The sequence below is a fragment of the Amycolatopsis deserti genome (assembly GCF_014653945.1).
Lineage (GTDB): Bacteria > Actinomycetota > Actinomycetes > Mycobacteriales > Pseudonocardiaceae > Amycolatopsis_E > Amycolatopsis_E deserti.
Genome location: NZ_BNAU01000002.1, coordinates 990167 through 1015717 on the forward strand (window position 1 = coordinate 990167; position 25551 = coordinate 1015717).

Sequence of the window (25551 nt, forward strand, 5' to 3'; positions counted from 1 at the left end):
TGTCGTTATGGTCGGCCCGTGGAGGATTTCCGGATCGCGGTCGACGATGGTGAACTGGCGGACCTGAGGGGCCGGCTGGAGCGCACGCGCTGGCCGGACGCCGAGACGGTGGACGACTGGTCGCAGGGGGTGCCGCTGGAATACCTGCGGTCGTTGTGCGCGTACTGGGCGGACGGGTACGACTGGCGGGCGTTCGAGAAGCGGGTGAACGAGCTGCCGCAGTACCGGACCACAGTGGACGGGGTGGGCGTCCACTTCGCGCACGTGCGTTCGCCGCATCGCGATGCGCTGCCGCTGGTGCTGACGAACGGCTGGCCGGGGTCGATCGTGGAGTACCTGGACGTGATCGGGCCACTGACCGATCCGGTGGCCCACGGCGGGTCGGCTGCCGACGCGTTCCACGTTGTGTTGCCGACGCTGCCCGGGTACGGATTCAGCGACAAACCCACGTCGCCCGGCTGGGGTGTGCAGCGGATCGCGAACGCGTGGGCCTCGCTGATGGCTTCGCTCGGGTATACGCGCTACGGGGCCCACGGGAGCGACTGGGGCAACAGCGTCACCACGGCGCTGGGGCAGCAGCACCCGGACGTGCTGGCGGGGATCCACGTGCAGCCCCCGATCGCCGCACCCGACCCGGCCACGTTCGACGACCTGTCGCCCCGGGAACGCGAGGCGCTGGACGCGCTCGCCGTGGCGGAGTCGCGGGAGTCCGGCTACTCGGCCGAGCAGTCGACGAAGCCGCAGACCGTGGGGTACGGCCTGGTGGACTCGCCGGTGGCGTTGTGCGCGTGGATCGTGGAGAAGTACCACTCGTGGGTGGACAGCGGCAGCGTCCTGACCCGCGACCAGTTGCTCGACAACGTGAGCCTGTACTGGTTCACCCGCAGCGGCGCGTCGTCGGCGCGGTTGTACTGGGAGAGCTTCGCGCAGGTGTCCGAGTGGTTCAGCAAGTCCACTTCGGACACGGTTTCGGTGCCCACCGGATGCTCGGTCTTCCCCCGCGAGGTACCCCGCCCATCCCGCCGCTGGGCGGCCCGCCGCTACACCGACATCCGCTACTGGAACGAGCCCACCCGCGGCGGCCACTTCGCGGCGATGGAGGAACCGGAGGTGTGGGTGGCGGAGATCCGCAACTTCTTCCGGCTGGTGCGCTGAGAACCCCTGGGTGACGGCGAGGGCTTCTCGCACGGCGCACGCTCGGCCACCTTGCCGCGGCGGGGGGCCACCCCGCCACGGCCGCGGTGGGGCACCCCGCGCCGGCGGCCGCGGTGGGGGCACCGCGCCCAGCTCGCCGCCGCCGGGGAGCCACCCCACCTAGCCCACCGCGGGCCGGGGGCCGACCCGGGCCCGGCGTCGCGGGCCGGCACCCCACCGCTCCCGTGGCAGTACGGCCACCACGTGGCCGGGCCACCATGGCAAGACGCCCCACGGCTGGCCAACGGCGGCACAGTCCACGGTGCCAAGGCCACCACCCAGCCGCACCCACCACGGCAAACCGCCACGCCCTTGACGGCTTACATCCACCGCGCCGTGCCGCCACAGCGGCCACCCAGCCGCACCCACCACGGCAAAACGCCATCCCACCACGCCCTTGGCGGCTTTACCGCCACCCCGCCGTGCCGCCACAGCGGCCACCCAGCGACACACCACGGCAAACCGCCATCCCGCCACGCCCTTGGCGGCTTTACCGCCACCCCGCCGTGCCGCCACGGCGGCCACCCAGCCGCGCCACCGCCGCACCGCCACGCCTGTGGCGGCGAGGTCGCACACCCGGCACACCATGGCGGCAAAGCCGCCCCCAGCCACGCCAACGCGGCAGCCACCACCACCCCGCCCACTGGCGGCACAGCCCCCACGCGCGACGCCCCGGCAGCAATCACCCCCGGCCGCGCCCGGCAGCAGCTCAAGCCGACGAGTGCCCCGGCGGCGCCTCGATCTCCCGCCACGCCCGGCGGCCGCCGGTGATCTGCCGCCCCTGGGTGATCGTCCGGTCGAGCGCTTGCGCCAGGCGTGGGATCGTCGTCGACGGGAGGTAGGTCGTCGCGCCGGCGTCGAGCATGCGCCGGACCGGGCCCTCGTAGCTGACGCCGAGCTCCGCGTCGTCAATCTCGGCCACGACCACACGCGCCTTCGGGAACGACCTCCGCAGGTTGCCTATCAGCTGCGGGCTCACCGGTGGCACCAGCAGCACATCGGCCGTCAGCGGGGCCGCGTGCATGTCGATCACGATGTAGTCCGCGCCGAGCTCGGCCGACAGCGACGCCCGCGCCGACTCCGACAGCCGCATCGCCGTGGCGACCACGGTGACGTCCCCGGCGATCTCCGGACGTGCCGCGGCCTCGCCGCGAACGCCGGACTCGCCGGTGCTGGCCTCACCGCGAACGCCGGGCTCCGGCTGTGCCGCGGCCTCGCCACGAGCGCCGAGCTCGCCGGCCGCCGTCCCGTCGCGAGCGCCAGGCCCGGCGGCCACGGCCTCGCCGCGAACACCGAGCTCGCCGGCCGTCGTCCCGTCGCGAACGCCGGGCTCACCGGTCCTGGCCTCGCCGCGAACGCCGGGCTCCGGCTGTGCCGCGGCCTCGCCGCGAGCGCCGAGCTCGCCGGCCGCCGTCCCGTCGCGAGCGCCAGGCCCGGCGGCCACGGCCTCGTCGCGAACGCCGGGCTCACCGGTCCTGGCCTCGCCGCGAGGGCGGGCCTCGCCGCTCGTGCTGGTGACCGTCGCGATCACGTCGCCGTCGCGCGTGAGCAGGAGGTCCTCGCCCGGCGCCAGGGCGTCGATCAGTTCCACGACCTCCCGGGGCAGGCGCGACACGTCGATCCGACGGCCGGCGCGTCCCCCGGTCACGAGGCCCCGAACGCACGAAGCGCGGCGACCGCGATCACCTGCTGCGCACCGTGCGCCTCGAAGGTCCCGGCCTCCTCGAAGCCGAACCGGCCCACCACGACCGGCTGATCGGCAGCGCGCAACGCGGCCGCACCACCCAGGTGAGCCCTGACCTCCGGGTCCGGGAACACCTCCACGAACCCTTCGCGGTCGACGTCCCGCGCCTTGCGCAGAACCAGGCGCTCCGACTCGATGACTGCGGCGGACAGGGTCGTCGGCGTCATGGCACCCGATCATCCCAGAACCCGGCCGCCGGTGATTTTTTCCCGCAACCCCGGTTTAGCCGCTCGACGCCCGGGGTAGACAGCCGCCGGAGTCGCAATCCGGTGGTCGCGCAGGGGTGCCGTCGGATGGAGCAGGAAGCCCCGGCCCACCTCCCCCTCGGCGGGCCGGGGCTTCCGTCTGTCCAGGGGTCGTGCGCACCCGCCCGCACCCGCGCGGGACAATGGCAGGCGCACCCGACCAGCAAAGGACCGATTTCATGGCGAAGGCCGCCGAGCCACCTTCAGGTACCCGCGACTTCCTGGCCGACGACGTGCGTCGCCGGAAGGCCGCGTTCGACACCGTCAGCGCCGTCTTCGAGCGCTACGGCTTCGACCCCCTGGAGACCCCGGCCTTCGAACGCCTCGAGGTCTTCGCGGGCAAGCTCGGCGACGACGCCTCGGCCCTGATCTTCAAGATCCTCAAGCGCGGCGTGCACGAAGCCTCCGGCGAGGCCGACCTGGCGCTGCGCTACGACCACACCGTGCCGCTCGCCCGGGTGATCGGCACCTACGGCAGCAAGCTGCCCGCGCCCTACAAGCGCTACGCCATCGGCCCGGTGTGGCGCGCCGACCGCCCCGCGCAGGGCCGCTTCCGCGAGTTCGTGCAGTGCGACATCGACACCGTCGGCTCGTCCTCGCCGCTGGCCGACGCCGAAACCGTCTGGGCGCTCAACGACGCCCTCACCGCGCTGGGCGTCGAAGACTTCCGCTTCCTGGTCAACAGCCGCCAGGCGCTGTACGGCCTGCTGGAGGCCTACGGCATCCCCGAGGAGGCCGGCGCGAAGGTGCTCGGCAGCCTGGACAAGCTGGACAAGGCCACGCCGGACGCGGTGATCGCCGAGCTGGCCGACCGCGGCCTGGCGACCGGCACGGCGGAAAGCCTGGTCGGCGACGTGGTGGCCACGGACACCGACCGCATCCGCAAGCAGCTCGACACCACCGAACGCGGCCGCGCCGGCCTGGCCGAGGTCGACAAGCTCCTGGAACTCACCGCTGGGCTGCCGTCCGGCCGGGTCGTGTTCACGCCACGGATGGTGCGCGGCCTGGACTACTACACCGGCCCGATCTTCGAGGTCAGCGCCGCCGGCTACCCGGGTTCGATCTCCTCCGGCGGCCGCTACGACGGGCTGGTCGCCAAGCTCGGCGGCCCGGACATGCCGGCCTGCGGCGGGTCGATCGGCCTGGAGCGGATCCTCGCCGGGCAGGCCGCGGCCGACGCCGAGGCCGGTGGCCTCGACGTCGCGCTCACCGTCCTCGGCGCCGAGGACGAGGTGCTGCGGCTGGCCAACCGGCTGCGGGCGCGGGGCCTGCGCACCGGCGTCTACCTGGGCACCTCCGGCAAGCTCGCGCGCCAGTTGAAGTGGGCCAACGACCAGCACGCCCGCACGGTCCTGATCTACGGCCCGGCCGAGCAGGAGGCCGGCGAGGTCACCGTGCGGGACATGACCTCGGGCGAGCAGACCCGCGTCCCGATCGACGACGTGCCCGCCCACCTGCGGCCGTAACCTCAGCGCGGGGTCGATCCGAACGGCAGGTCGTCCAGGCTCGCGCGGAGTTCGTGCAGGTCGGCGAAGGTGCGGGCGGCCCCGTTGTCGATCAGCTCGGCGGCGGAGAACCCGCCGGTGAGCAGGCCGACGGACGGCAGGCCGATGCGCCCGGCGGCGACGCAGTCCCAGACCGAGTCGCCGATCACCACGGCCTCCTCGCCGCGCACCTTCTCCAGCGCGACCTCGAGCAGGTCCGGTTCCGGCTTGGTGGCCTCGACGTCCTTCGAGCTGGTCCAGTCCCCGGCCAGCTCGCGGCCGTCGATGAGGTCGAGGTAGTGGTCGACGTGGTCCGGCTTGCCCGAGCTGGCCAGCACCACCCGGTAGCCGGCGTCGTCGGCGGCCTGGAGCAGCTCGTGGGCGCCGTCGAGCGCGCACACCTCGGGCAGCATCCCGTCGGCCAGCTCCTTCCACTTGGCGCGGAGGTCGTCGCCGCAGGAGTCCTCGACCTCCTGCCCGGCGACCTCGGGCACCAGCTGGTCACCGCCCATGCCGATGGCGCGGTGCAGGCGCCACACCGGCACGGTCACGCCGTAGCTGCGGAAGGCGCGGAACCACGCGATCGCGTGGTGGTAGTTCGTGTCCACGAGCGTGCCGTCCACATCGAGCACGAGAACCTTGGCCATGCCAGGCGGATTGCCCACGACGCCGGGCCGGGAAACGCTCACCCGAGCGTGCTCACGTACGCAAGCAGCCCCACGACCGGCACCGCGGCGGCCACCAGCCGGAAATCCGGTCGCGGCGCGGTGCGGAGCAGGCGCACCCCCGCGGGCACGAGCGCCACGCCCAGGCCCGCCACCGCGACGAGCGACAGCGCGGTCGTCCCCTTCAGCACGCCGAGCGGCAGGGCCGCCGTCGCCGCCAACCCGAGGGCCTGGACCGGGTGCAGCACGCGCGCCCGCCAGGCGGCGAACGCGAGCACCGGCCAGCCGAGCAGGATCGTGAAGGTCAGGTAACTGAACAGGTGCAGCTCGCCGTAGGCGTCGCCGACGAACGCGGTGGCGAACCCGGCTCCGCGATGGCGGGCGAGGGCGAGGGCGGCCTGGTCGAACCCGGCGTGGAAGACCCGCCCGAAGAGCCCGGTCACGACGAGAACCGCGCCGCACGTGCCCCAGCCGGTCCCGACCCGCGCGGCGAGCGCGAGCACCGCCGGGCACAGCAGGACCGTCCCGGCGAGGACGCAGGTGTAGGCGGCGCTCATCCGGCCCGGGTGCTCGACGGCCGCGGCGAGCTGGTGCGGGAAGAAGAACGGAACCGGGAAGCGCAGCAGCATCCCGGCGAGCAACAACAACGGGGCGGCGATCATCGCCGGGCCACCGATCCAGCGCAGGTCACGAGTCATGAGGCGAACCTGCCAGCGCCCGGACCGCGGCGAATCGGGCCACGGCGGACAGTTCCCGGCGCGGGGTCGGACCTGGGTATGACCGCACTGGTCGGACGTGCCCGCCCCGCGATCCGGATATCGTGCGGAAATGAGCCCTTCCCCGTGGCGTTCCCGAGCCACCGCCGCGCTTCCGGCAGTCCTCCTGATCGCCGTGGACATCGCGGTCGGTGGCAACCTGCTCCGGGACGACAGCGGGTGGCGACTGGGCGGCTCGGTCGCGGTCGCGGGCGTGCTCGGGCTCGCCGTGCTGCTCCGGCGGTGGTGGCCGGTTCCGGTGCTGGTGTTCGTGCTGGCGATGTCGTCGGCGGCCGCGTTCCTCGGGGTGCTCTGGGATCCCTTCGCCGCCGCGGCGCTGGTGCTCTACGTCGTCGCGCTCGGGCGGGACCGGCTGCTTCCCCTGCTGGGCGCGTGCGCGGTCGCCGCGGTCGCGGGCTTCGCCGCCTGGTGGTACCTGCTCGGGGTGCCGCTGCTGGTCGCCGCGTGGGCGGCCGGCCGGGCGGCGCACGCGCACCGCGCCCAGGCCGAGCGGCTGGAACGGCAGCGGCAGCACCAGATCCGCATCGACGAACGCCTGCGGATCGCCCGGGAACTGCACGACGTCGTCACCCACGGCATGGGGCTGATCGCGGTGAAGGCCGGCGTTGCCAACCACGTGGCGCGGTCCCGGCCGGAGGAGGCCCGCGAAGCGCTTCGGGTCATCGAGGAGACCAGCCGCGAAGCGCTCGGCGAGATGCGGCGGTTGCTCAGCGCGCTGCGGGACGACACCGAGCCGCCGGGCGGGCTCGCCGACCTGCCGCGGCTGGCGGAACGGACCGCGCCCGCGGGGGTCACGGTGGAGCTGGACGTCGATGCGGCGGATCTGCCGCAGCCGGTGGAGCTGGCGGCGTTCCGGATCGTGCAGGAGGCGGTCACGAACGTGGTCAAGCACGCCGCCCCGGCGCGGTGCCGGGTGGTGGTGCGGGCGAACGCGGGCGAGGTCCGGATCGAGGTCACCGACGACGGCGCCCGGCCGCGCGGCCCGGTGCGGCCGGGCCACGGCATCGTGGGCATGACCGAACGCGCCGCATTGTATGGCGGTGAGCTGACCGCGGAACCGTTGCCGGACAAGGGTTTCCGGGTCCGCGCGTCGCTGCGCTACGAGCCGGCGGAGGTGCCCGTTGCCTGAGCCGCTGCGGGTGGTGATCGCCGACGACCAGGCGCTGCTGCGCGGCAGTTTCCGGTTGCTGGTGGACAGCGAACCGGACATGACGGTCGTCGGCGAGGCGGCGACCGGCGCGGAGGCGGTCGAGGTGGTGCGGGCGACGCGGCCGGACGTGGTGCTGATGGACGTGCGGATGCCCGGGATGGACGGCATCGCGGCGACGCGGCTGCTCACCGAGCGGGTGCCGTCGGCGCGGGTGCTGATCCTCACGATGTTCGACCTGGACTCCCACGTCTTCGACGCGCTGCGGGCGGGTGCGGCCGGGTTCCTGCTGAAGGACACCCGGCCCGTCGACTTGTGCGCCGCCATCCGCGTGGTCGCCGCCGGGGACGCGCTGCTGGCCCCCGCCGTGACGCGGCGGCTGATCGCCGAGTTCGCCCGCACGACCGCGCCCCGCCCGGCGCCGAGCCGCGACCTCGACGTGCTCACCCCGCGCGAGACGGAGGTGCTGACGCTGATCGCGCACGGCCTGTCGAACGCCGAACTGGCCGAACGCCTGCACCTGTCGATGGCGACGGTGAAGACCTACATCGGACGGCTGCTGACCAAGCTGCCCGCGCGCGACCGCGCCCAGCTGGTGGTCATCGCCTACGAGAGCGGGCTGGTCACCGCGTCAGGAGGGCGGTCAGCGGAACCGCGGTGAGCCACGCCCAGCCGCCGAGGCCGACGACGTGCGCGGCCCGCCACGCGACGGGGGCGGCGCGCACCACGCGGCCGACGAGCAGCAGCTCGCACAGCCAGCGCGCGCCCCAGAAAATGGTTTGCGCCGCCAGCACGATCACGGGCAGCACGCCCGGCGCGAGCAGCTCGTCGACCGGCCACAGCAGCGCGCCGAGGACCACGCAGGTCAGCCCGATGAACCCGGTGTGCAGCCCGACGACGAGCCGGGACAACGGACTCGCCGCGACGAGGTCAGCCGGCCACCCGAGCAGCCGCGGCAGCACGAGGTGGGCGACCCCCAGCACGATCGCGACCGTGCCGGCCAGGCGCATCTGCAGCTCCAGCATCACGCCACCTCCGCCGGGCGCCCCCGCGGTGGGCGTCGGTAGGCCACCGTCACGCCACCTCCACCGCGGGCGCCGTGACCAAGTGCGACGGCCGCAGCCGCGTGGCGGCCCGCGGTGCCACGCGCAAGTAGACCAGCCAGCACGCCACCTCCACCGCGGCCGCAGTGACCAAAGGCGACGGCCGCAGCCGCGCGCCGGCCGGCACTGCCACGCGCACGTCACGCCGCCTCCACCGCGGGCGCGGTGACAAGGGCGACGGCCGCAGCCGCGCGGTCTGCCCGCACTGCCATCACGCCACCTCGAACGCCGTCGTCATCACCAGGGGCGTCCGGCGCAGCCGCAGGCCCGCCACGCGCACCCACACGACCATCACGCCACCTCGAACGCCGTCGCTGTCACCAAGGGCGTCCGGCGCACCCGGGCGACCCGCCGCAAACCAGCCTGGGCCGCGACGCGCTCCCACTCCGCGCGCGGGTAGAAGTGCCACGCGCCCGGTCCGAACGCCACCACGTTCGCCGCGTCGCGGTGGTGCTCCACCAGCACCAGTCGCCCGCCCGGCCGCAGCACCCGCCGCGCCTCGCGGAACAACGCCTCCCGTCCGGCGGGCGTGCGCAGCTCGTGCGCGGCGAGCACCGCCAGCACGACGTCCACCGCCCCCGTCGCCAGCGGGAGCGCCTCCGGCCGCACCGGCACCGCCCTCGCCGGGTAGCGCTTCCGCGCCCGCCGGATCGACGCCTCGACCGGGCCGCGCGGATCGAGCACGTCCAGCACGACACCGACGGAGCCCGGCAGCAGGGCGGGCAGCGTCGGCGAGACCTCGTCGAACCCCGCGGTCACCAGCACGTGCCGCCGTACCCGCGCGGGCAGCACCGGCCGCAGCCACGTCCACCGGTAGAGACCGCACAGGTCGTAGACCCACCACGACGCCGCCAGGCTCGCCACCGTGAACCACGCCGCGCCGGCCCGCACCGGCTTCGGCACCGGCGCGCAGGCGACCACCGCGCCGGCCAGCACCTTCGGCCAGTTGAACGCCAGCACCTGCGCCACCCCGCGCATCACCGCAGCTCACCCCGGTGCCAGCCGTAGTCCACATCGGACACGTGAAACGCGTTCGCCAGCACCGCCCCGCCGAACCGCCCGAGAAACGCGACTTCGTGCCCCAGGATCCCGACCGGCTCCGGCCGCCAGCTGCTGCGGAACGCTTTCACCACCACGATGCCCGCCCGGTCCGGCGAGAACGTGTACGGCAGCGGCCCGGCGAAGCGCCGCGCGTCGGCCGGGGTGGCGAACACCTTGTCCCACAACGGTTCCCGGTCGGCCAGGTCGGCCGTCACATCGAGATCGCCCGCCCCGTCGCGCGACCGCACCGTGAACCGCAGCGTCTCCCCGCGACGCGACACGCGCGCCGCGCTGCGGTGGTAGCGGTAGCCGGTGAGGACGTTGCCGCCGAGCGCGAGCAGCGCGCGGTCGGTGTCGCTGCGCAGGATCTTCAGGCCGCGCATGGTCTTCCCGCCGGGAGTGCGCAACCGGGCGAGGATCCGGTAGCCAGTCATCACCGAGCGGAACCCGAGCGGCGCGGGCAGGACCGACGGTCGCAGATGCCGCAGCGCGACCAGCGCGACCGCGACGAAGGCGTGCTCGGTGCCGTCCGGACCGCGGTAGATGTCCGGGGTCAGCGGTTCCGGCAGCATTGCCGCGAGCCGGGCCGCATCGACCGCGTAGGTCAGCACCAGCGAGTGGTCGAACCGGGTGCGCATGGGCAGGGGATGCCGGTTCAACGCGGTCATGATCGCCTCCGTACGTCCACAACGCCCCAGAGCATCGAGCGGTCCCGCGGACCGGCATCCTCGCCGGGACGCGGTTCGCGGAACGAGCGCGACACCACCACTCCCCCGGGCCGCAACGCGTGCCACACGGCGTCGTCGAGGCGGGCGGCGTAGCGCGCGTCGGGGCCGTCGAGGATGTTGGACAGCGAGATGCCGTCGTACCAGCCGCGCGGCACCTGTTCGAGGTGGTCGGCGACGTCGGCGTGGATCAGCGTCGCGCGAGCGCGGGTGTCGGGGGCGAGTTCGTCGCGGCCGGTGAGGAGGCGCCATGCCCACGGGTTGTCCGCGGGGAGGTGCCCGAGGCCCCGGCGCAGGCGGGCGAGCAGCACGCGGTCCAGGCGCGGCGGGATGGCGTGGGCGAAGGCGGGCAGCAGGAGACCCAGCGGCGCGAGCCCGGTCGCGAGCAGGCCCCGCAGGCGGCGGGAATCCAGCAGCTCGGCGGGGTCGCCCTCACGGAGATCGATGCGGCGCCAGCGGGAGTCGAGCGTGCGGAGGACGGCCCGCCCGGCCGCGAGCAGCCGTTCCGCGCGACCAGGGCGGGCGGGGGCGCCGGCGAGGCGGTCCCGGCAGTAGGCCAGCTGGACGGGGTTGATGTCCACACCGGTCACTTCGAACCCGGCGCGCGCGAGGGCGGCCACGGTTTCCCCGGCGGCCGCGATCGCGAGGACCCGCCCGCGGGGGAAGGCACGGAGTTCGACGTCCGGGTCCTCGTACCCCCAGCCGAACAGCAGGCTCCGCCGGCCCGCCCACGGGTTCACCGGTGCCGCCGCGTCGCAACGAGCCAGGCCAGGACGAGCAGGACGACGTTGTGCAGCACCAGGTTCAGCGGTTCGGCGATGTGCCCGCCACCGAAGGCGAGGCCCCCGGCGTTGAACCCGGCGAGCAGCGCGGTCTGCACGGCCGCGGCCGTGCGCGGCGCCCAGCCGGTCAGCACCCACGCGCCGAGCGCGACCTCGGCGACCCCGATGAGCACGAGCACGACCCCGGCGACCGCGCCGAGCACCGGCACGGACTCCACGATCGCCCGCTCGTCCGGCCGGGCCCCCAGCACCTTCGCGACGAGCCCCTCGTACACCCACACGGCGGCCACCGCGCCCGGCGGCACCCAGCGGGCCGCCCACTCCCCCACACGCACCCGTCGACTCTAGATCCCGAACAGCGGCAGGCAGGGCGGCAAACCCTCGATCGTCACCGGGATCTCATCGCGCCACGCCTCGCGGCCCAGGCGCAGTCTGTGTTCGACGGCCAGCGCGTCCTGGACCACGTGCCGCGCGACGCCGTCCGGCCGGTAGCCGAGCTTGCGGGACACCGCGAGCGAGGCGGCGTTGTCCTCGAACGCGCCGGACGCCGCCTCCTCCGCGCCGAGACCGGCGAAGGCCAGGTGCAGCACCGCGCGGCGCATCTCGGTGCCGATGCCCCGGCCCTGGTGCCGACGGCCGACCCACGAGCCGGTGTGCACCTCGCGGGTGATGGCGAACCGCTTCGCGCTCACGCTCTGCTGGCCGACCACCTCGCCGTCGCGGAAGACGACCAGATCCAGGCCCCAGTCGTCCGGGCTCCAGCGGCCCAGCCGGAGCCAGTGGAACTGCACGAGCGACCGCGCCACGAGCCCCGGTTCCTGGTCGGTCCACGGGACGAGGAACGGCATCGTCCCCGGCTCGTGGACCCCCTCGGCGGCGAGTTCGGCCAGCTCGGCGAGCTCTTCGGACCCGGGCAGCCGCAGTTCGAGCCGCGGGGTGCGCACGCGCAGCGCGAGCAGCGGGAAGTGATCGGCCAGCATCGGCCCATCCTGGCTCAGGAGCTGCCGCGCGGGAACACCATCTCCGGGTAGCGCGGCGACGGCCCGTCCAGCAGGTGGTCGTCCCGGCCGCGCAGCCACCGGTCGAAGAACGACGCCACGTACGCGCGCTGGGTGCGCACGGCCGTCGCCGGGTCGAGGGTGCCCAGCGGCACGCCCAGCTGCGGCACCAGCGCCGCGGCGTCGGTGAAGGACGCGTGTTCCGAGCCGAGCAGCTTCAGCTGCCGCGCCCAGCCGGGTGTCGCGGCGAGGAAGGCCGTCCAGCCGGGGCCGGTGTCGGTCTCGCCGTCCTTGCCGACCAGCAGGAACGGTCCGCGCAGGCCGTCCGCCGCCGGTGGCATCAGGCTGCCGTCGAACCACGTCAGGTTCCCGTCCAGGTTCACCCCGGCCACCACGCGCGGATCGGCCGCCATGGTCAGCGCCGCGGCCGCCCCGCCCATCGAGTGGCCGATCATGCCGACCCGGCTCACGTCGAGCCGGCCGGCCAGCGCGTCCAGCACGAACCGCGTGTCCGCGACCCGCACGTCGAGCGCCTTGCGCAGGAACGCGTCCGGCTCGCCGGGGTCGACCATGGTCCGCACCGAGCCGTCCGGGAACTCCACCTCCGGCGACTCCCAGGTGTGGTCGATGCTCACCACGACGTACCCGCGACTGGCGAGGTCCTCGGCCGCCGCGGAACCCCAGGTGCGGGGCTCGCCCAGCCCGGGCGAGTACACGATCACCGGGTGCCGCCCGGGAAGGGGCACGGCGTCGCGGCGCGCGTTGGTCCGCACGGATGCCCAGTCCGTGGCGGGCACTCCGAGTCCCAGCATGCCGTTGGCGCTGACGGCGTCGAAGTGCGCCGCCGCGCCGGGCAGCATGTACGGCGCCGGGCGCCCCGGGCCGGGCAACGCCGGGTAGTGCAGGCTCACCATCAGCTCGCGCGGGCCCCCGCGCCACGGGTCGGTGCGCGCCGGGTCGACCAGGTGCAGTTCGGCCTGCCCCACCCGGTACGGACCGGTGGGCTGCGGCAACACGAGCTTCGGCGCCGCGGACACGGGCAGCGCCGAAGCGAGCAGCACCGTCACGGCGAGCACGAGAGATCTCCAGATCATGCCGGTGATGTTGCTCGGCCCCGGCCGCCCGGGCATCCGGGAACACCCTGAACCGGTCCCGGAATCGCCGGCCGGTCTACAGTGGAATGACGTCGAGGTCGCCGGGTTCGATGATCGTGCCGCGGTAACCGGTCGCCGCCGCCCGCGCCTGTCCGAGGTAGACGGCGGCTGGCCGCGGCACCGCACATCGGGGCTCCGTCGATCCGAGGGAGCTGCAGGATCGGCTCAACCGCGTCCGCCGATCAGCCCCCGTTCCCGCCCGTCGTGGACCACCTCGAGCGACCACGGCCGTTCCTGCGTGTGCAGGGACCAGTAGTGCTCGGCGATGTCGTCCGGGTCGAAGGCGGTGCCGGGCGCGACCGGCCCGGCGACCGTCACCGACGCCACGTGCACCCCGGCGGCCCCGTACTGGGCGTCCAGCAGGGCGACGAGCGTGCGGACCCCGGCCTTGCCCAGCGACAGGCTCACGTACCGCGGGTTCGGCTCCGGCATCCCACCGGTGATGAGGATCGTGCCGCGGCCCCGGGCGGCCATCGCGGGCGCGACGTGCGACGCGGCGGTCAACGCTCCGACGACGTTCACCGCCCACGCGTCCAGCTGCGCCCGCGCGGGAAGCTCACCCGGCGCGTCCGGCTGGATGATCGCCGCGTTGTAGACCAGCACGTCCGGCGTACCGAACTCCGCGGCCGCCGCGTCCAACGCGGTTCGAAGGGCGTCCTCGTCCGTGCTGTCGGCGACGAAGCTGCGCGCGCCGGGCATGGTCCGTTCCGTGCGCGCCACGAGCGCGACGGGCAGCCCCTCGCGCGCGAACCGCCGTGCCACGGCCAGCCCGATACCCGGCCCCGCGCCGATGATGATCACTCCACTCATGCGGCGACGGTAAAAGCCTGACACGGTGACAAGGTCAACGCCGGACGATCGCCCCCGCCACCTGGGACGCGTCCGGGAAGGCGGTGTAGGTCCCGGACTCGAACAACTCCGCCGCCGCCGCGTATGTCGCGGCGTAGGTCGCGAGGTGCAGCGCGGCGCCGAGGCTGACCCGGCGCACCCCCACCGCGGCGAGTTCCGCGATCGCCGGAGCACCGGGCCCGGCCATGACGTTCACCGGCAGCGGCACGGCCGGCACGAGGGCCTTCAGCGCGGTCAGGTCGAGCAGTCCGGGGACGAACAGGCAGTCCGCGCCGGCTTCGGCGTAGACCTTGCCGCGCTCGATCACCTCGGCGAGGCGCTCGTCCGCGGGGGCGTCGCCACCGGTGAAGAACACGTCGGTGCGGGCGTTGATGACGAGGTCCGGCACACCCGCCCGGACCGCCGCCGACCGGGCGGCGCGGATGCGCTCGGCCTGTTCCCGCGGGGTGTGCAAGGGAGCCGAAGCCGATCGTGAGTCCTCGAGGTTGATCCCGGCCGCGCCCGCGCCGATCACGGCGGTGACGGTCGCGGCGACCTCCTCGGGGGCTTCGCCGTAGCCGTTCTCGATGTCGGCGGAGACCGGAACGTCCACGGCCGCGGCGATGCGCGCGACCACGGCGACCATCGTGTCCCGGTCGATCACGTGACCATCGGCGAGCCCCAGGGACCAGGCGATCCCGGCGCTGGTGGTGCCGATCGCGGCCGCTCCCGCGTGGGCGAGAGCGGCCGCGCTCGCGGCGTCCCAGGCGTTGGGCAGGACCAGCAGGTCGTCGTGCCGGGAGCGCAGCAGCACGGCCCGTTCGTTCAGTTCGGAAGTCACCGGCCGAGCCTAGGCACTTCCGGTGCGCCCGGGGAGGGCCAATCCCGGGTGGATGGAGCTGGGCCGATCCCCTCACGTGAGTGACCCGCGAGCGGGGGACGTGGCGTTTTCGCCGACGGGCGCCGGGTAGCCGGGGCGCCGAGGAGGTAAGTCATGAACATGTTCGACAAGGCCAAGGACGCCCTGAGCAAGAACCCGGACAAGGCGGACCAGGGCATCGACAAGGCCGCTGAGGCCGCGAAGGACCGCTTCGGGGAGCACGCCGACAAGATCGACCAGGCATCGCAGAAGGCCAAGGACTTCGCGCGCGGGCAGCAGGAGCAGCCGCCGCCGCAGTGACGTCCGGACGCACCCGGGTCCGCGAAGACCCGGGTGCGTCCGTCTGCTTCAGTTCCGCTCGGGCTCGGCGAGGTAGGACGCGATCATGTCCTTGCCGCCGTGGCCCTGCGCCTGCGCGAGGCGCCAGCGGTCCAGGGCCGCCGCGGTGAGCGTGAGGGGAACGGATCCGCCCGCCGCGGCCAGGACGAGCTCGGCGTCCTTGATCGAGTTCGTCACGGTGAACGACGGTGTGAAGTCGCCCTTGAGCGCCGCCGCCGACTTGCCCTGGAAGAACCCGCTGTCCATCGGCCCGCCGGTGACGACGTCGACGACGAGGGCGGGGTCGAGGCCGAGCGCCTGCGCCACGGCCAGCGATTCGGCCACTCCGTGCGTCAGCGCGGCGACCCACACGTTGAGGGCGAGCTTGAGCCTGCTGGCCGCCCCGGGGCTGTCGGACACCCAGAGGGTCCGGCTGCCGAGGACGTCGAAGAGCGGTTCGACGGTCGGGCGCACCGCCGGCTCGGCCGCGGCCATCACCACCAGCGTGCCCTGTTCCGCCGGCTGACGGGTGCCCTGCACCGGAGCGTCCACCAGGACCAGGCCCGATTTCTCGGCCAGTACCCGGAGATCGTCGATGCCGGTGCCGACGGTGCCCAGTTGCACCCACACGGCGCCTTCGGTGAACTCCGCGGCCTCGGCGATGACCTGGGCGGTGACCACAGCGTCGGTCATCACCGTCACGACGATGCCCGCGCCGCGGACCGCCTCGGCCGGACTCGCGCAGACGGTGGCGCCGGTGCCGGCCACCGCCGCCTCCGCCCGCGCCGCGGTCCTGTTCCACACCCGCACCGGATATCCCGCCGTGGCGAGATTCCTGGCGACCGGCGCGCCGATCGTGCCCGTACCGAGTACCGCGACCGCGGGCCTGTCAGACATGCCATCCTCCTTGGGGAACCGGTTCAACCGGTTCTAGCGTAGTGTCACGAGGACGGTGCCGGCAAACCGGTCGTCAGCGCACGGACGAGCGCGCGTTCTCCTTCTTCTGCCGGTTGCCGCAGTAGTTCATCGAGCACCAGCGCCGTTGACCGGCCCGGCTGGTGTCGACGAACAGACCTCGGCACTCCGGCCTGGCGCACACCCGCACCCGCGAGCGCGAATCGCCACCGAGGGTGCGGATCGCGTCGCCGGCGAGGACACCGAAGGCGCTGTCCACCCACCGCCGGCGTGGCAGGTGCCAGGTGGCGTGCCCGGATTCCAGCACCAGGTGCCCGTCGCCGCCCGCGGAGAACTCGTTGAGCCGCTCGAGATCGGCGAGTGCGGGCTCCTCGTCCGCCGCCACCGCCGTGCCGGCCCGCTGGATGGCTTCACGCAGCTCGCGGGCGCGCAACAAGTCACTTTCGGCGAGGTCACGAGGCGGCGTGCCGAAACCGTTCAGCTCGAACCAGGTGGCGAGCGACCCCGGCGCGGCGAGGCGCTCCACCGTCACGCCCCATCGGTCGGTGAGGGTGGCCGTGAACCGGAAGGCGAGAACCGGGTTGTCCAACCGGAACTGCGCGGCACGACGATCGGCCTGATCCATCGACTGACTCCCGGGTCGGACACCACTTCAGGGAGCACCAGTTTAACACGTGTCGCAGAACCGCTCCAACCGGTTCTCCAACCCCGCGGGACGGAGGAGGAGGAGGATTCTGGGCATCCGGACCTCGAAGGAGGAGCAGGCGTGTCCAGACCCGATCTGAACCCGGTGGCGCTGCACCCCGGCGTCATCGCCTTCCACCAGCCGCCCGGTGGCTGGTTCGTCAGCAACGCCGGTCTCGTCGCGGGCCGGGACGCGGCCCTGCAGATCGACACGTTCGCGACCGAACCGCTGAACCGGCGGCTGGAGACCGCGATCGACGCCTACCTCGAGCCAGGCACGCCGCGCACGGTCGCGCTGACCCACGCGCACGGCGACCACGCCCACGGCGCCGGACGGCTGGCCGCCGCGGGTGCGACGATCCTGGCCACCCCTCCGGCCGCGGGCGAGGTGCTGTCCGGACCGCACACCTACGACTTCCTGTTCAGCTGCGACTGGGGCGCGATCGACCCGCCCGCCGACATCTCCCCGGTCACCGAGCCGCGAACCCTCGACCTCGGCGGCACTTCGGTGGCGGTCGTGCCGGTGCCCGGGCCCGCGCACACGCACGGCGACCTGGTGGCGTGGCACGCCGATTCGGGCACGCTGTTCACCGGCGACCTGCTGTTCCTGGGAGTCACGCCGCTGGCGATCTCCGGATCGATCGCCGGGTGGCTCGATGCGCTGACGTGGCTGGAAACCTTCAGCGCCTCGACCTACGTGCCCGGCCACGGCCCGGTGACCGCGGCGGCGGACGACCTGGTCGCGGAGGTGCGGGAGTACTTCGAATGGCTGCGCGAGGCGGTCGCCGGGTCCGCGGACTTCGCCGCGATCGAGGCGGCCGCCCGGGCGCGCTGGCCGGAGTGGGGCGCCGGCGAGCGGCACGGGGTCAACGCGCGGATCGCGTACTCACAGGCGCACGGCGTGGACCTGGACTTCGCCGCCGGGGTCGAGGACCTGCTGACCAGCGCCGCCGCGCATGGCGAACCGATGACCGAGGCGGGCCTGATCCGCCTCGACCTGTGAGCGTCAGCGGATCTTCTCGCCGTAGACGCGCTCCACCTTCAGCGCCATCAGCACGCGGCGGTCGGACACCATGACCTCGCGGTACTCGTTCCAGTCCGGGTGCTCGCCGGCCGCCGCGCGGTAGTAGTCCACCAGTGCCTCGACCTCGGGGCCGTGCGGGTCGGTGCCCGGGCCGGTGAGGGTGACGCCGCCCTCCGCGGTCGCCCACGCCCAACCGTCGGCGCTGGTGACCTCGATCGCCGCGCGCGGGTCGCGGCGGAGGTTGCGCGTCTTGGCCCGGCCCTCCGTCATGGACACGTAGATCACGCCGGCCTCGCGGTCGTAGTACGGCGTGACGGGCGAAAGCTGCGGCAGGCCGTTGGCCTTGATGGTCGCCAGGACGGCGATCCTGCTCTCGGCGAGCAACTGGTGCGGGTCGAAGGTCATGCGGACTCCTTGTCGCGTGGGCGGAACTGCTCGATCACCGAGGCGTAGCTGTCGCCGCCGTGTCCCGCGGAGACCGCGCGCCGCGCGGCCTCGCGGACGAGCACCGGCAAAGCGGCGTCGACACCGGCGTCCTCGCTCTCCTCGACGACGTGTTCGATGGCGGCCAGATGCGTGTCGAGAGTGGCGTCGAGAGCCGGGTAGGTGCCCTCGTCGATCTGGCGCGCATACCCGGGCAACCACCCGGCGACCGTGTCGATTCCCGCGCGGGCGAACGGGACGAACGATCCGGCCGGCACACCCGCGGCTCCGAGCAAGGCGGCGCTGTGCAGGAAACCGTTCAGGATGCCGTACATCAGGCCCAGCACGGCCGTCTCGTGCAGCGCCGACAGGGCGGGATCGTCGCCGAGGAAGGTCGCCGCGCCGAGGCCACGCAGGATCTGCTCGTGCTCGTCGAAGGCCGCGCGCGCTCCGCTGTAGACGATCGCCGCGTCCGGTGTGCCGATGGCGGTCGGCGCGGCCATGATCGCACCGGCCAGGTACCGGCCCGGGTGGCGCGCCGCGGTCTCCCGCGCCTCGCGTGAGGTACCCGAGCTGAGGTTCACCAGCACGCGGCCGTCGAGGTCGTCGGCCACCGCGTCGAGGATCTGCCGCACGGCGGCGGAGCCGGTGACGCACACGATCACCAGCGGGCTCGCCGCCACGGCCTCGCGAACGGATCCGGCGCGGATCGCCCCCTGCGCGACCAGGGCGTCCGCCTTGGCCGGCGAGCGGTTCCACACCGTCGTCGCGTGGCCGGCGCGCACCAGCGCACCGGCGAGCGCCTGGCCCATCAGCCCCAGGCCGAGAACGGTCACGGAGTTCTTCGTCATGGCACGATGGTCGGGGTTCACACCGGTATGAAGGTCAAGGAGGCACCGGCGTGCTGATCGGCGAGCTCGGCAGGCGGACCGGGGTCAACTCCCACCAGCTGCGCTACTACGAGGCCCAGGGCCTGCTGAAACCGGACCGGAGCGCCAACGGCTACCGCGAGTACGGCGAGGACGCCGTGGTGACCGTCACGCAGATCCGGAACCTCCTGGACGCCGGGTTGTCGACCGAGGAGATCGGCGTGCTGCTGCCGTGCGCGAGCGGAGCGGCCCCGGACCTCGAACCGTGCGACGAACTGCTGACCGTCCTGCGCGACAGGCTGCAGGGGCTGGACGACCACATCGGCACGCTCCTGCGGGCGCGCCAGACCCTGCGCGGCTACCTCGATGCCGCGGAACGCCGGCGGGCCGGGGACGCCCGGGAGAGCACCCCGGCCTGATCGACGCCGGCGAGCGGGCCGGATTCCTCCGGCTCAGTGATCGTTGACGAACGGCCACGCACCACAGCCGTAACTGCACGCCGTGACCGTGAACTTCTGCCCCTCGGGCAGGTCGTACACGCCACCGAGCGAAGCGCTCTTCGAGGCGCAACTTCCCTTGCCGCCCGTCACCCGGAACGAATACCGCGTGGTGTCCCCGTTCCCGGGGCCGACCCACACCGTCGGGCTCTTGCCGTCCGCCTTGGTGTCGCACACCGAGATCAGGTCGCCGTGTTCCTCGACGTACACCCGGAAATCACCGGCCGCGCCCGACCAGGTGTGGTCCCAGCCGTCGCCGGGTGGCACCGGCGCTGCGGACGCCGTGCCGTGGAAGGCCAGGATCGCCAGGGCCCCGGATGACAAGGCGACCGCGGCGCGGACGCTCCTGCGTGACTTCATCGAATTTCCCTCTCCTGCCGGAAGCGATGGCGAACCCTAGCGTCTGGTTGATCGATGAGACAAGAGGATTGTTCAACGATTTTGGAGACGCAGGTGTCCGGTGCTACCGGCAGAAGGGTGGTGAGCCTGGCTGGGCGGCCCGCACCTGGCAGGCCGCCCGCTCGCGCTTACGAACCCGGGTACAGGTGCCCCATCAGCTCGAGCACCTCGTCGATCATCTTGCGCGCCTTCGCCTTCGACGGGGCCGCCGCGACCTCGCGGCCCGCCTCCGTCGCCATCGCCGTCAGGCACAGCACCAGCATGTCCGACAGCGGCCGCTCGTGGCCGTTGACCAGCGTCGAATTGGCGTGCAGCCACTCCCGGAACCGCTGCCGCGTGAGCAGCCCGAACCCGGCCGGCCCGCTGCCGGACAGGAAGATCCGCGCCAGCTGCCGCTCCTCCCAGCACCCCTCCAGGTACGCCCGGGTGCCTGCCATGAACAGCCGCAGCGCGTCCTCCTCCCCCGCCGCCAGCGCGCTCCGGAACGCGCGCGCCGACCGGTGCTGCTGCCGCCGCGTGTACTCGTCGTACAGCGTGATCCACAGGTCCGATTTGGCGGTGAAGTGGTGGTAGAGGCTGCCGATGCTGGCACCGGCCCGCTCGGCGATGTCGACCAGCTTGGCGTCCTCGTAACCGGAGGCGACGAACACCTCGCGGGCAGCGTCGAGCAGGGCGGCGCGCGTGATCTGCGCCCGCGTGCTCCCGGTGGTGGCCTCGGTCATACCCCGATTGTGCCGGACCGCACCGCTCGCGCCGGTCCCGGCGTGACGTGAGCCCCGCCGGGACGCGGCGCTCACCTCACGCCGCCGGGACGCCGTTGGCCGGCGCCGCCGGTTGCGGCTGCGTGTACGGCACCACCGGGCCGTCGCCGTCGTCGGTGGTCAGCGGCGTGCCGGACAGCACCTGCTGTCCGCCGCGGATGGTCGAGATCTGCCCGCCGGTGTAGCCGGCGTGCGAGTCCGGCCCGTACCGGAACGGCACCAGCCCCGGCCCGGTGAACCCGCCCTTGTTCAGCGCGTCGATCAGCCCCTGCCGCGTCAGGTCCTTGCCCGCGGCCTGCAGCACCTGCGCGAACGTGTAGGCGTAGGACATCGCGTAGATGACGTTGCCGTCGAACGGCAGGTTCGGGATGTAGGTGTCGTGCACCTTCTTGAACAGCTGGATCCAGGAGTTCTGCGCGTTGCTGGTCGCGGGCAGGTAGGCGCTGCTGACCAGCCCTTCGACCAGGTCGCTGCCCTTGACCGAGGCGCCGCTCTGCTTGGCGAAGTTCTCCAGCAGGCCGGACACCGTCACCGGGTCCGCGCCGACGCTGGACGCGACCAGCTGCGGGTTGTAGCCCAGCTTCAACGCGGTCAGCTTGAACAGCGCGGTGTAGGCCGGGATCGTCTCCAGCACCACGACCTCCGCGCCGCTGCGCGCGATCGCCGACACCTGGGCGGCGACGTCGGTGTTGCCCGGCTGGTAGGGCTGCCGCGCCACGACCAGGCTCTGGTCGATGAACTTGTCCAGCCCCTTCATGCCGTCGGCGCCGAAGTCGTCGTCCTGGTAGAAGTAGGCGACCTTCTTGCCGGCGAAGTTCTTCGCGACGTAGTCGCCGAGGATCTTGCCCTCGACGGTGTAGTCGGGCTGCCAGCCGTAGGTGTAGGGGTTCTTGTCCGGCTGGTCCCAGCAGGTGCACCCGGACGCGACGAACAGGTCCGGCACGCGCGAGCTGTTGAGGAAGTCCACGACCTTGGTGTGGGTCGGCGTGCCGAGCGCGCCGACCACGGCGAACACCTTGTCCTCCAGCACCAGCTGCTTGGTCAGGGTGACCGTGTTCGCCGGGTTGTAGCCGTCGTCGACGTACTTCAGGTTGATCTTGCGCCCGTGGATGCCGCCGTTGGCGTTGATGTAGTCGAACATCGCCTTCGCCGCGGGCCCCTGCTCGCTGTAGCCGGGCGCCGCGTTGCCGGTCAGCGGCAGGGTGCTGCCGACCAGCACCTCGGTGTCGGTCACGCCCGGCGTGCTGCCGGCGCCGCCACCACCACCGCCGCACGCCGTCAACGTGAGGGCGAGCGCCGCGGTGAGCGCGACCGCCGCGCGCGGGCGTCTGGACAGGACCATCTCGTCTCCTTCAGTTCGTGCGGTTACGGCGGAGCAGGCGGCCGATCCGGCGCACCCCGGACTGGATGCCGCCGGGGAAGGCCAGGATGACCAGGATCAGCACCAGTCCATAGAGGACCAACGGGATGTTGGCGTAGATCGCGCGCGGCAGGTCGGCCTGCTGCGCGAGATCGGTCGACCAGTTCGGCAGCAGCGTCACGATCACCGCGCCGTACACCGCGCCGGCGAGGCTGCCGAGCCCGCCGAGCACCGCCGCGGTGAGCAGCGACAGCGACAACGCCAGCGTGAACGCTCCCGGCGCGGCCAGGTTGTTGACGATCGCGAACAGGCCACCGGCCAGCCCGGCGCAGCCGGCGCTGACGCAGAACGCGAGGATCTGGGTGCGCGCGACGTGCACCCCGGACAGGGCCGCGGCGTCCTCGTCCTCGCGCACCAGCCGCATGTCCCGGCCGAGCCGGCTGCGGCTGAGGTTGGCCAGCAGGAACAGCACGACCACCAGGCAGATGCCGCAGATCCAGGCCTGCCACCGCTCCAGCGGGAACGTCTCGCCGAGCGAGGCCGGGGGCACCGGCGGGCTGACGATCAGCCCGTTCGCGCCGCCGAGGACGTCGCGCAGGCCGTGGTAGTCGGCCAGCGACGGCAGTCCGACCGCGAGAGCGAGCGTCGCGCCCGCCAGGTACGGCCCGCGCAGCCGCGCCGCGGCCACCCCGACCAGCGCGCCGACCAGCGCGGTGCCCGCGGTCGCGCAGATCAGCACCGGCGCGAGGCTCCACTCCGCGTTCTCCAGCAGCAGCGCGGAGGTGTAGGCGCCGACGGCGACGAACGCGCCGTGCCCGAGCGAGATCTGTCCACTGAGGCCGGACAGCACCGTGAGCCCGGCGACCGCGATGGCCATGTAGGCGATCTGGGCCAGCTGCAGGTTCGCGAACGGGTCCAGCGCGATCGACAGCAGCCAGAACCCGAGCAGTCCGAGGACCGCCCAGAACCCGTGGCGCAGCAAAGTGGACCGTCGCCACAGCGGCGCCCTGGACGCTTCCCGCTGGGGCGCCTGCGTTTCCGTCATCGTCATACCCGCCGCCTCGCTCCCGCGCCGAACAACCCGTGCGGCCGCACCATCAGCACCACGATGAGCACGACCAGCGCGCCCAGCGTCACGATGTCCGGGCCCAGGTAGCCCGAGACGAAACTGAGCACCAGGCCCAGCGCGACCCCGCCGACGACCGCGCCCGGCGGGCTGTCCAGTCCGCCGATCACGGCGGCGGTGAACCCGAACACCAGCACCGCGTCGAACGCCGTCGGGCTGACGAACGTGCTCGGCGCGATCAGCACCCCGGCGATCGCGCCGACCACCGCGGCCAGCGCCCAGCCGACGGTCAGCATCCGGCCGACCCGTACCCCCAGCAGGCGGGCCACCTCCGGCGCGAACGCCGTGGCCCGCATCCGCAGGCCGACCGAGGTCCGGCGGAACACCACCGCCAGCACCACCATCACGGCCAGCACCACACCGACGATCCACAAGTCGTTGGGCGAGAACAGGATCTGGTGCCCGCCGGCTTGGAACCCGGCGATGCCGAACGCGGGCGGGTAGGACTGCGGGGTGCCGCCGAACACCATCCCGGCGATGCCCTGCAGCCCGACCAGCAGGCCGAACGTGACCACCACGGCGTCCAGCGGCGGCCGCTTGGCGACCGGCCGGATCAGCACCCGCTCCACGACGGCGCCGAGCACCAGCCCGGCGGCGATCGCTACGGCCAGCGCCAGCCAGTAGGACCCGCCGTGGCTGACCACGGTGTAGCCGAGGAACGTCGTGATCATCATCATCCCGCCCTGCGCGAAGTTCACGATGCGGGTGGAGCGCCAGATCAGCACCAGGGCCAGCGCGACCGCGGCGTACACCGCGCCGCTGGTCAGCCCGGCGAGCGTCAAGTCGAGGAACCGTCCCATCACATCTCCAGGTAGGCCCGGCGGACCCGGTCGTCGGCGGCCAGCCGGGCGGCTTCGTCGTCGGCGACCTTGCGGCCGACGTTGAGCACGATGGCGCGGTCGGCCACCGACAGCGCCGTGCCCGCGTTCTGCTCGACCAGCAGCAGGGTCAGTCCGGTTTCGGCGCGCAGGCTGCGCAGCGTGGCGACGATCTGCGCGGCGGTGCGCGGCGCGAGCCCCAGCGACGGCTCGTCGAGCAGCAACAGCTCGGGACGGCTCATCAGCGCGCGGCCGATCGCGAGCATCTGCCGCTCGCCACCGGACAGCGTCTCCGCGCGCTGGTGCCGCCGCTGCTCGAGCGGTGGGAACAGCTCGAACATCCGGGCCACGCCGGTGCGCAGCCACGCCCGGTCCCGCCGCCACAGCCCGCCCAGGCGCAGGTTCTCCTCGACGGTCAGCTCGACGATCACGCCGCGCCCCTCGGGCACGTGCGCCACACCCAGCCGGACCAGGTCCTCCGGGCCGTGCCGCGTGATGTCCCGGTCGTTCAGGCGCACCGACCCGGACTTCGGCCGCAGCAGCCCGGACAGCGTGCGCAGCAGCGTCGTCTTGCCGGCGCCGTTCGCGCCGAGCACCGCGGTGATCGAGCCGCGCTCGACGGCCATGTCGACCTCGTGCAGTGCGCGCACGGGCCCGTACTCGGCGACCAGGCCGCTCACCTCAAGCATCGGCCGCCACCGCCTCGCCGAGGTAGGCGCGCTGCACGGCCGGGTCCTCCCGCACCTGTGCGGGCGTGCCGGTGGCGATCACCTCGCCGAAGTCGAGCACGACGAGCCGGTCGCAGAGGTTCATCACGAACTCCATGTGGTGCTCGACGAGCATGACCGTGGTGCGCTGCCGCAGCCCGCGCACGATGTCGGCCAGCTCGGCGGTCTCGGCGGCGGACAACCCGGCCGCCGGCTCGTCGAGCAGCAGCAGGCGCGGTTCGCTGATCAGCGCGCGGGCCAGCGCGACGCGCTTGCGGATGCCGTAGGGCAGGCTCGCGCACGGGCGGTGCGCGGCGTCGGCGATGCCGAACTGCTCGAGCATCCCCATCGCCTGGTCCCGCAGCCGCAACTCGTGCCGCTCGGCCCACGGCGAGGCCAGGAGCGCGCCGACCGGGCCGGTGCGCGAGCGGTGCGTGGCACCGGCGGCGACGTTGTCCAGCGCGCTGAGGTTGGGGAACAACCCGAGCCCCTGCAGGGTGCGGGCGATCCCCTGCCGGGTGAGCCGGTGCGGGCGCGGAACGAGCCGGTGCCCGTCGAAGGACAGGGCGCCGGAGTCCGGGCGGACGAACCCGCAGATCGTGTTGAACAGGGTCGTCTTGCCCGCGCCGTTGGGACCGATGACGCCGAGCACCTCGCCTTCGGTCACCTCGAGCGAGACCGCTTGGAGGACCTTCAATCCGCCGAAGGACACGTTCAGCTCGTCCACTCGTAGCAACGGGGCTTGCTGTGCCATTTCTCGCGACCACCGCCTCTTCGCAGGTGCCTGAAAACAGAATCAGGTTCGGTTTGGAGGGACCGTACACACATCGCGCTGTCTTGCACAGCCCTTCGGACAATCCGATCAAGCGTGATCGAACAGAATC

31 protein-coding genes are annotated in these 25551 nt (G+C 73.2%); 7 read left to right on the plus strand and 24 right to left on the minus strand.

What is annotated here, in order from left to right:
* Nucleotides 1-18: 18 nt before the first annotated feature.
* Complete coding sequence (locus tag IE290_RS13020) at nt 19-1155, plus strand: epoxide hydrolase family protein (protein ID WP_191244792.1); 1137 nt, start codon at nt 19-21, stop codon at nt 1153-1155.
* 748 nt (nt 1156-1903) lie between these two features.
* Here IE290_RS13020 and IE290_RS38405 read toward each other — a convergent pair.
* A complete protein-coding gene (locus IE290_RS38405; RefSeq protein ID WP_308431346.1) occupies nt 1904-2809 on the minus strand; it encodes a hypothetical protein in 906 nt (301 codons plus the stop codon).
* Between the two features lie 29 nt (nt 2810-2838).
* The gene (locus IE290_RS13030) at nt 2839-3105 is read right to left on the minus strand and encodes a hypothetical protein (RefSeq protein ID WP_191244793.1); all 267 of its coding nucleotides are present in this window, start codon (nt 3103-3105) and stop codon (nt 2839-2841) included.
* 257 nt (nt 3106-3362) lie between these two features.
* Here IE290_RS13030 and hisS point away from each other — a divergent pair, with 257 nt between their 5' ends.
* Nucleotides 3363-4649: a histidine--tRNA ligase gene (hisS, locus tag IE290_RS13035; protein ID WP_191244794.1), complete on the plus strand. Its 1287-nt coding sequence runs from the start codon at nt 3363-3365 to the stop codon at nt 4647-4649.
* A 2-nt stretch (nt 4650-4651) separates the two neighbouring features.
* Here hisS and IE290_RS13040 read toward each other — a convergent pair whose 3' ends face one another.
* Together IE290_RS13040 and IE290_RS13045 are read right to left on the minus strand one after the other, a co-directional pair.
* Complete coding sequence (locus IE290_RS13040; RefSeq protein ID WP_191244795.1) at nt 4652-5314, minus strand: HAD family hydrolase; 663 nt, start codon at nt 5312-5314, stop codon at nt 4652-4654.
* 38 nt (nt 5315-5352) lie between these two features.
* Nucleotides 5353-6030 (minus strand): hypothetical protein, encoded by a 678-nt coding sequence (locus IE290_RS13045; protein ID WP_191244796.1) that lies wholly within the window; start codon nt 6028-6030, stop codon nt 5353-5355.
* A 130-nt stretch (nt 6031-6160) separates the two neighbouring features.
* Between IE290_RS13045 and IE290_RS13050 the strand changes: the two genes are divergently transcribed.
* Both IE290_RS13050 and IE290_RS13055 read left to right on the plus strand, forming a co-directional pair.
* Nucleotides 6161-7237 (plus strand): sensor histidine kinase, encoded by a 1077-nt coding sequence (locus IE290_RS13050; protein WP_191244797.1) that lies wholly within the window; start codon nt 6161-6163, stop codon nt 7235-7237.
* Nucleotides 7230-7916, plus strand: a complete 687-nt coding sequence (locus IE290_RS13055; RefSeq protein ID WP_191244798.1) for a response regulator — start codon at nt 7230-7232, stop codon at nt 7914-7916. Before IE290_RS13050 ends, IE290_RS13055 begins: the two co-directional genes overlap by 8 nt.
* Here the strand turns inward: IE290_RS13055 and IE290_RS13060 are convergent.
* The 9 genes from IE290_RS13060 to IE290_RS13100 form a co-directional block, all read right to left on the minus strand.
* Nucleotides 7879-8280, minus strand: a complete 402-nt coding sequence (locus tag IE290_RS13060) for a hypothetical protein (protein ID WP_191244799.1) — start codon at nt 8278-8280, stop codon at nt 7879-7881. The two genes, IE290_RS13055 and IE290_RS13060, sit on opposite strands and share 38 nt — an antisense overlap.
* A 369-nt stretch (nt 8281-8649) precedes the next feature.
* Nucleotides 8650-9336, minus strand: coding sequence for a class I SAM-dependent methyltransferase (locus IE290_RS13065; protein WP_229874501.1), 687 nt, complete (start codon nt 9334-9336; stop codon nt 8650-8652).
* Nucleotides 9336-10067, minus strand: coding sequence for a DUF2071 domain-containing protein (locus IE290_RS13070; RefSeq protein ID WP_229874452.1), 732 nt, complete (start codon nt 10065-10067; stop codon nt 9336-9338). Before IE290_RS13070 ends, IE290_RS13065 begins: the two co-directional genes overlap by 1 nt.
* Entirely contained in the window at nt 10064-10864 is an 801-nt protein-coding gene (locus IE290_RS13075; protein ID WP_191244800.1) for a BtaA family protein, read from the minus strand. Before IE290_RS13075 ends, IE290_RS13070 begins: the two co-directional genes overlap by 4 nt.
* A complete protein-coding gene (locus IE290_RS13080) occupies nt 10861-11241 on the minus strand; it encodes a DoxX-like family protein (RefSeq protein ID WP_229874453.1) in 381 nt (126 codons plus the stop codon). Before IE290_RS13080 ends, IE290_RS13075 begins: the two co-directional genes overlap by 4 nt.
* Before the next feature lie 9 nt (nt 11242-11250).
* On the minus strand, nt 11251-11886 hold the full coding sequence (locus IE290_RS13085; RefSeq protein ID WP_191244801.1) for a GNAT family N-acetyltransferase: 636 nt from the start codon (nt 11884-11886) through the stop codon (nt 11251-11253).
* Nucleotides 11887-11900: 14 nt separating this feature from the next.
* A complete protein-coding gene (locus IE290_RS13090) occupies nt 11901-12998 on the minus strand; it encodes an alpha/beta hydrolase family protein (RefSeq protein WP_229874454.1) in 1098 nt (365 codons plus the stop codon).
* A 225-nt stretch (nt 12999-13223) separates the two neighbouring features.
* Entirely contained in the window at nt 13224-13868 is a 645-nt protein-coding gene (locus IE290_RS13095; protein WP_191244803.1) for an SDR family NAD(P)-dependent oxidoreductase, read from the minus strand.
* Between the two features lie 34 nt (nt 13869-13902).
* Nucleotides 13903-14727, minus strand: coding sequence for an isocitrate lyase/PEP mutase family protein (locus IE290_RS13100; protein WP_191244804.1), 825 nt, complete (start codon nt 14725-14727; stop codon nt 13903-13905).
* 153 nt (nt 14728-14880) lie between these two features.
* On the opposite strand from IE290_RS13100, the gene IE290_RS13105 reads away from it, so the two are divergent.
* On the plus strand, nt 14881-15066 hold the full coding sequence (locus tag IE290_RS13105) for an antitoxin (protein ID WP_191244805.1): 186 nt from the start codon (nt 14881-14883) through the stop codon (nt 15064-15066).
* A gap of 48 nt (nt 15067-15114) precedes the next feature.
* Here IE290_RS13105 and IE290_RS13110 read toward each other — a convergent pair whose 3' ends face one another.
* Both IE290_RS13110 and IE290_RS13115 read right to left on the minus strand, forming a co-directional pair.
* Nucleotides 15115-15981: an NAD(P)-dependent oxidoreductase gene (locus IE290_RS13110; protein WP_191244806.1), complete on the minus strand. Its 867-nt coding sequence runs from the start codon at nt 15979-15981 to the stop codon at nt 15115-15117.
* Between the two features lie 73 nt (nt 15982-16054).
* Nucleotides 16055-16624 carry a CGNR zinc finger domain-containing protein gene (locus IE290_RS13115; protein ID WP_191244807.1) on the minus strand — a complete coding sequence of 190 codons (570 nt, stop codon included), beginning with the start codon at nt 16622-16624 and terminating at the stop codon, nt 16055-16057.
* Nucleotides 16625-16765: 141 nt separating this feature from the next.
* Between IE290_RS13115 and IE290_RS13120 the strand changes: the two genes are divergently transcribed.
* Entirely contained in the window at nt 16766-17686 is a 921-nt protein-coding gene (locus IE290_RS13120) for an MBL fold metallo-hydrolase (protein WP_191244808.1), read from the plus strand.
* Between the two features lie 3 nt (nt 17687-17689).
* On the opposite strand, the gene IE290_RS13125 is transcribed toward IE290_RS13120, so the two are convergent.
* Complete coding sequence (locus IE290_RS13125; RefSeq protein ID WP_191244809.1) at nt 17690-18112, minus strand: PPOX class F420-dependent oxidoreductase; 423 nt, start codon at nt 18110-18112, stop codon at nt 17690-17692.
* Nucleotides 18109-18981: an NAD(P)-dependent oxidoreductase gene (locus tag IE290_RS13130; protein ID WP_191244810.1), complete on the minus strand. Its 873-nt coding sequence runs from the start codon at nt 18979-18981 to the stop codon at nt 18109-18111. Before IE290_RS13130 ends, IE290_RS13125 begins: the two co-directional genes overlap by 4 nt.
* A 50-nt stretch (nt 18982-19031) precedes the next feature.
* On the opposite strand from IE290_RS13130, the gene IE290_RS13135 reads away from it, so the two are divergent.
* Nucleotides 19032-19418, plus strand: a complete 387-nt coding sequence (locus IE290_RS13135) for a MerR family transcriptional regulator (RefSeq protein WP_191244811.1) — start codon at nt 19032-19034, stop codon at nt 19416-19418.
* Nucleotides 19419-19451: 33 nt separating this feature from the next.
* Here IE290_RS13135 and IE290_RS13140 read toward each other — a convergent pair whose 3' ends face one another.
* The 7 genes from IE290_RS13140 to IE290_RS13170 form a co-directional block, all read right to left on the minus strand.
* Nucleotides 19452-19856 carry a hypothetical protein gene (locus tag IE290_RS13140; RefSeq protein WP_191244812.1) on the minus strand — a complete coding sequence of 135 codons (405 nt, stop codon included), beginning with the start codon at nt 19854-19856 and terminating at the stop codon, nt 19452-19454.
* Between the two features lie 167 nt (nt 19857-20023).
* Complete coding sequence (locus IE290_RS13145) at nt 20024-20617, minus strand: TetR/AcrR family transcriptional regulator (RefSeq protein ID WP_191244813.1); 594 nt, start codon at nt 20615-20617, stop codon at nt 20024-20026.
* 76 nt (nt 20618-20693) lie between these two features.
* Nucleotides 20694-21998: an ABC transporter substrate-binding protein gene (locus tag IE290_RS13150; RefSeq protein WP_191244814.1), complete on the minus strand. Its 1305-nt coding sequence runs from the start codon at nt 21996-21998 to the stop codon at nt 20694-20696.
* Nucleotides 21999-22008: 10 nt separating this feature from the next.
* Nucleotides 22009-23061 carry a branched-chain amino acid ABC transporter permease gene (locus IE290_RS13155; RefSeq protein WP_229874455.1) on the minus strand — a complete coding sequence of 351 codons (1053 nt, stop codon included), beginning with the start codon at nt 23059-23061 and terminating at the stop codon, nt 22009-22011.
* A gap of 2 nt (nt 23062-23063) precedes the next feature.
* A complete protein-coding gene (locus tag IE290_RS13160; protein ID WP_191244816.1) occupies nt 23064-23942 on the minus strand; it encodes a branched-chain amino acid ABC transporter permease in 879 nt (292 codons plus the stop codon).
* The gene (locus tag IE290_RS13165) at nt 23942-24649 is read right to left on the minus strand and encodes an ABC transporter ATP-binding protein (RefSeq protein WP_191244817.1); all 708 of its coding nucleotides are present in this window, start codon (nt 24647-24649) and stop codon (nt 23942-23944) included. Before IE290_RS13165 ends, IE290_RS13160 begins: the two co-directional genes overlap by 1 nt.
* Nucleotides 24642-25421: an ABC transporter ATP-binding protein gene (locus IE290_RS13170; protein WP_191244818.1), complete on the minus strand. Its 780-nt coding sequence runs from the start codon at nt 25419-25421 to the stop codon at nt 24642-24644. Before IE290_RS13170 ends, IE290_RS13165 begins: the two co-directional genes overlap by 8 nt.
* Between the last annotated feature and the right edge of the window lie 130 nt (nt 25422-25551).

What these genes read in the sequence shown, in the direction of transcription:
- IE290_RS13030 (WP_191244793.1), bottom strand. Translation starts at nt 3,105, where the DNA reads ATGACGCCGACGACCCTGTCCGCCGCAGTCATCGAGTCGGAGCGCCTG.
- hisS (WP_191244794.1), top strand. Translation starts at nt 3,363, where the DNA reads ATGGCGAAGGCCGCCGAGCCACCTTCAGGTACCCGCGACTTCCTGGCC.
- IE290_RS13040 (WP_191244795.1), bottom strand. Translation starts at nt 5,314, where the DNA reads ATGGCCAAGGTTCTCGTGCTCGATGTGGACGGCACGCTCGTGGACACG.
- IE290_RS13045 (WP_191244796.1), bottom strand. Translation starts at nt 6,030, where the DNA reads ATGACTCGTGACCTGCGCTGGATCGGTGGCCCGGCGATGATCGCCGCC.
- IE290_RS13050 (WP_191244797.1), top strand. Translation starts at nt 6,161, where the DNA reads ATGAGCCCTTCCCCGTGGCGTTCCCGAGCCACCGCCGCGCTTCCGGCA.
- IE290_RS13060 (WP_191244799.1), bottom strand. Translation starts at nt 8,280, where the DNA reads ATGCTGGAGCTGCAGATGCGCCTGGCCGGCACGGTCGCGATCGTGCTG.
- IE290_RS13065 (WP_229874501.1), bottom strand. Translation starts at nt 9,336, where the DNA reads ATGCGCGGGGTGGCGCAGGTGCTGGCGTTCAACTGGCCGAAGGTGCTG.
- IE290_RS13070 (WP_229874452.1), bottom strand. Translation starts at nt 10,067, where the DNA reads ATGACCGCGTTGAACCGGCATCCCCTGCCCATGCGCACCCGGTTCGAC.
- IE290_RS13085 (WP_191244801.1), bottom strand. Translation starts at nt 11,886, where the DNA reads ATGCTGGCCGATCACTTCCCGCTGCTCGCGCTGCGCGTGCGCACCCCG.
- IE290_RS13090 (WP_229874454.1), bottom strand. Translation starts at nt 12,998, where the DNA reads ATGATCTGGAGATCTCTCGTGCTCGCCGTGACGGTGCTGCTCGCTTCG.
- IE290_RS13095 (WP_191244803.1), bottom strand. Translation starts at nt 13,868, where the DNA reads ATGAGTGGAGTGATCATCATCGGCGCGGGGCCGGGTATCGGGCTGGCC.
- IE290_RS13105 (WP_191244805.1), top strand. Translation starts at nt 14,881, where the DNA reads ATGAACATGTTCGACAAGGCCAAGGACGCCCTGAGCAAGAACCCGGAC.
- IE290_RS13110 (WP_191244806.1), bottom strand. Translation starts at nt 15,981, where the DNA reads ATGTCTGACAGGCCCGCGGTCGCGGTACTCGGTACGGGCACGATCGGC.
- IE290_RS13115 (WP_191244807.1), bottom strand. Translation starts at nt 16,624, where the DNA reads ATGGATCAGGCCGATCGTCGTGCCGCGCAGTTCCGGTTGGACAACCCG.
- IE290_RS13125 (WP_191244809.1), bottom strand. Translation starts at nt 18,112, where the DNA reads ATGACCTTCGACCCGCACCAGTTGCTCGCCGAGAGCAGGATCGCCGTC.
- IE290_RS13130 (WP_191244810.1), bottom strand. Translation starts at nt 18,981, where the DNA reads ATGACGAAGAACTCCGTGACCGTTCTCGGCCTGGGGCTGATGGGCCAG.
- IE290_RS13140 (WP_191244812.1), bottom strand. Translation starts at nt 19,856, where the DNA reads ATGAAGTCACGCAGGAGCGTCCGCGCCGCGGTCGCCTTGTCATCCGGG.
- IE290_RS13145 (WP_191244813.1), bottom strand. Translation starts at nt 20,617, where the DNA reads ATGACCGAGGCCACCACCGGGAGCACGCGGGCGCAGATCACGCGCGCC.
- IE290_RS13150 (WP_191244814.1), bottom strand. Translation starts at nt 21,998, where the DNA reads ATGGTCCTGTCCAGACGCCCGCGCGCGGCGGTCGCGCTCACCGCGGCG.
- IE290_RS13155 (WP_229874455.1), bottom strand. Translation starts at nt 23,061, where the DNA reads ATGACGGAAACGCAGGCGCCCCAGCGGGAAGCGTCCAGGGCGCCGCTG.
- IE290_RS13160 (WP_191244816.1), bottom strand. Translation starts at nt 23,942, where the DNA reads ATGGGACGGTTCCTCGACTTGACGCTCGCCGGGCTGACCAGCGGCGCG.
- IE290_RS13165 (WP_191244817.1), bottom strand. Translation starts at nt 24,649, where the DNA reads ATGCTTGAGGTGAGCGGCCTGGTCGCCGAGTACGGGCCCGTGCGCGCA.
- IE290_RS13170 (WP_191244818.1), bottom strand. Translation starts at nt 25,421, where the DNA reads ATGGCACAGCAAGCCCCGTTGCTACGAGTGGACGAGCTGAACGTGTCC.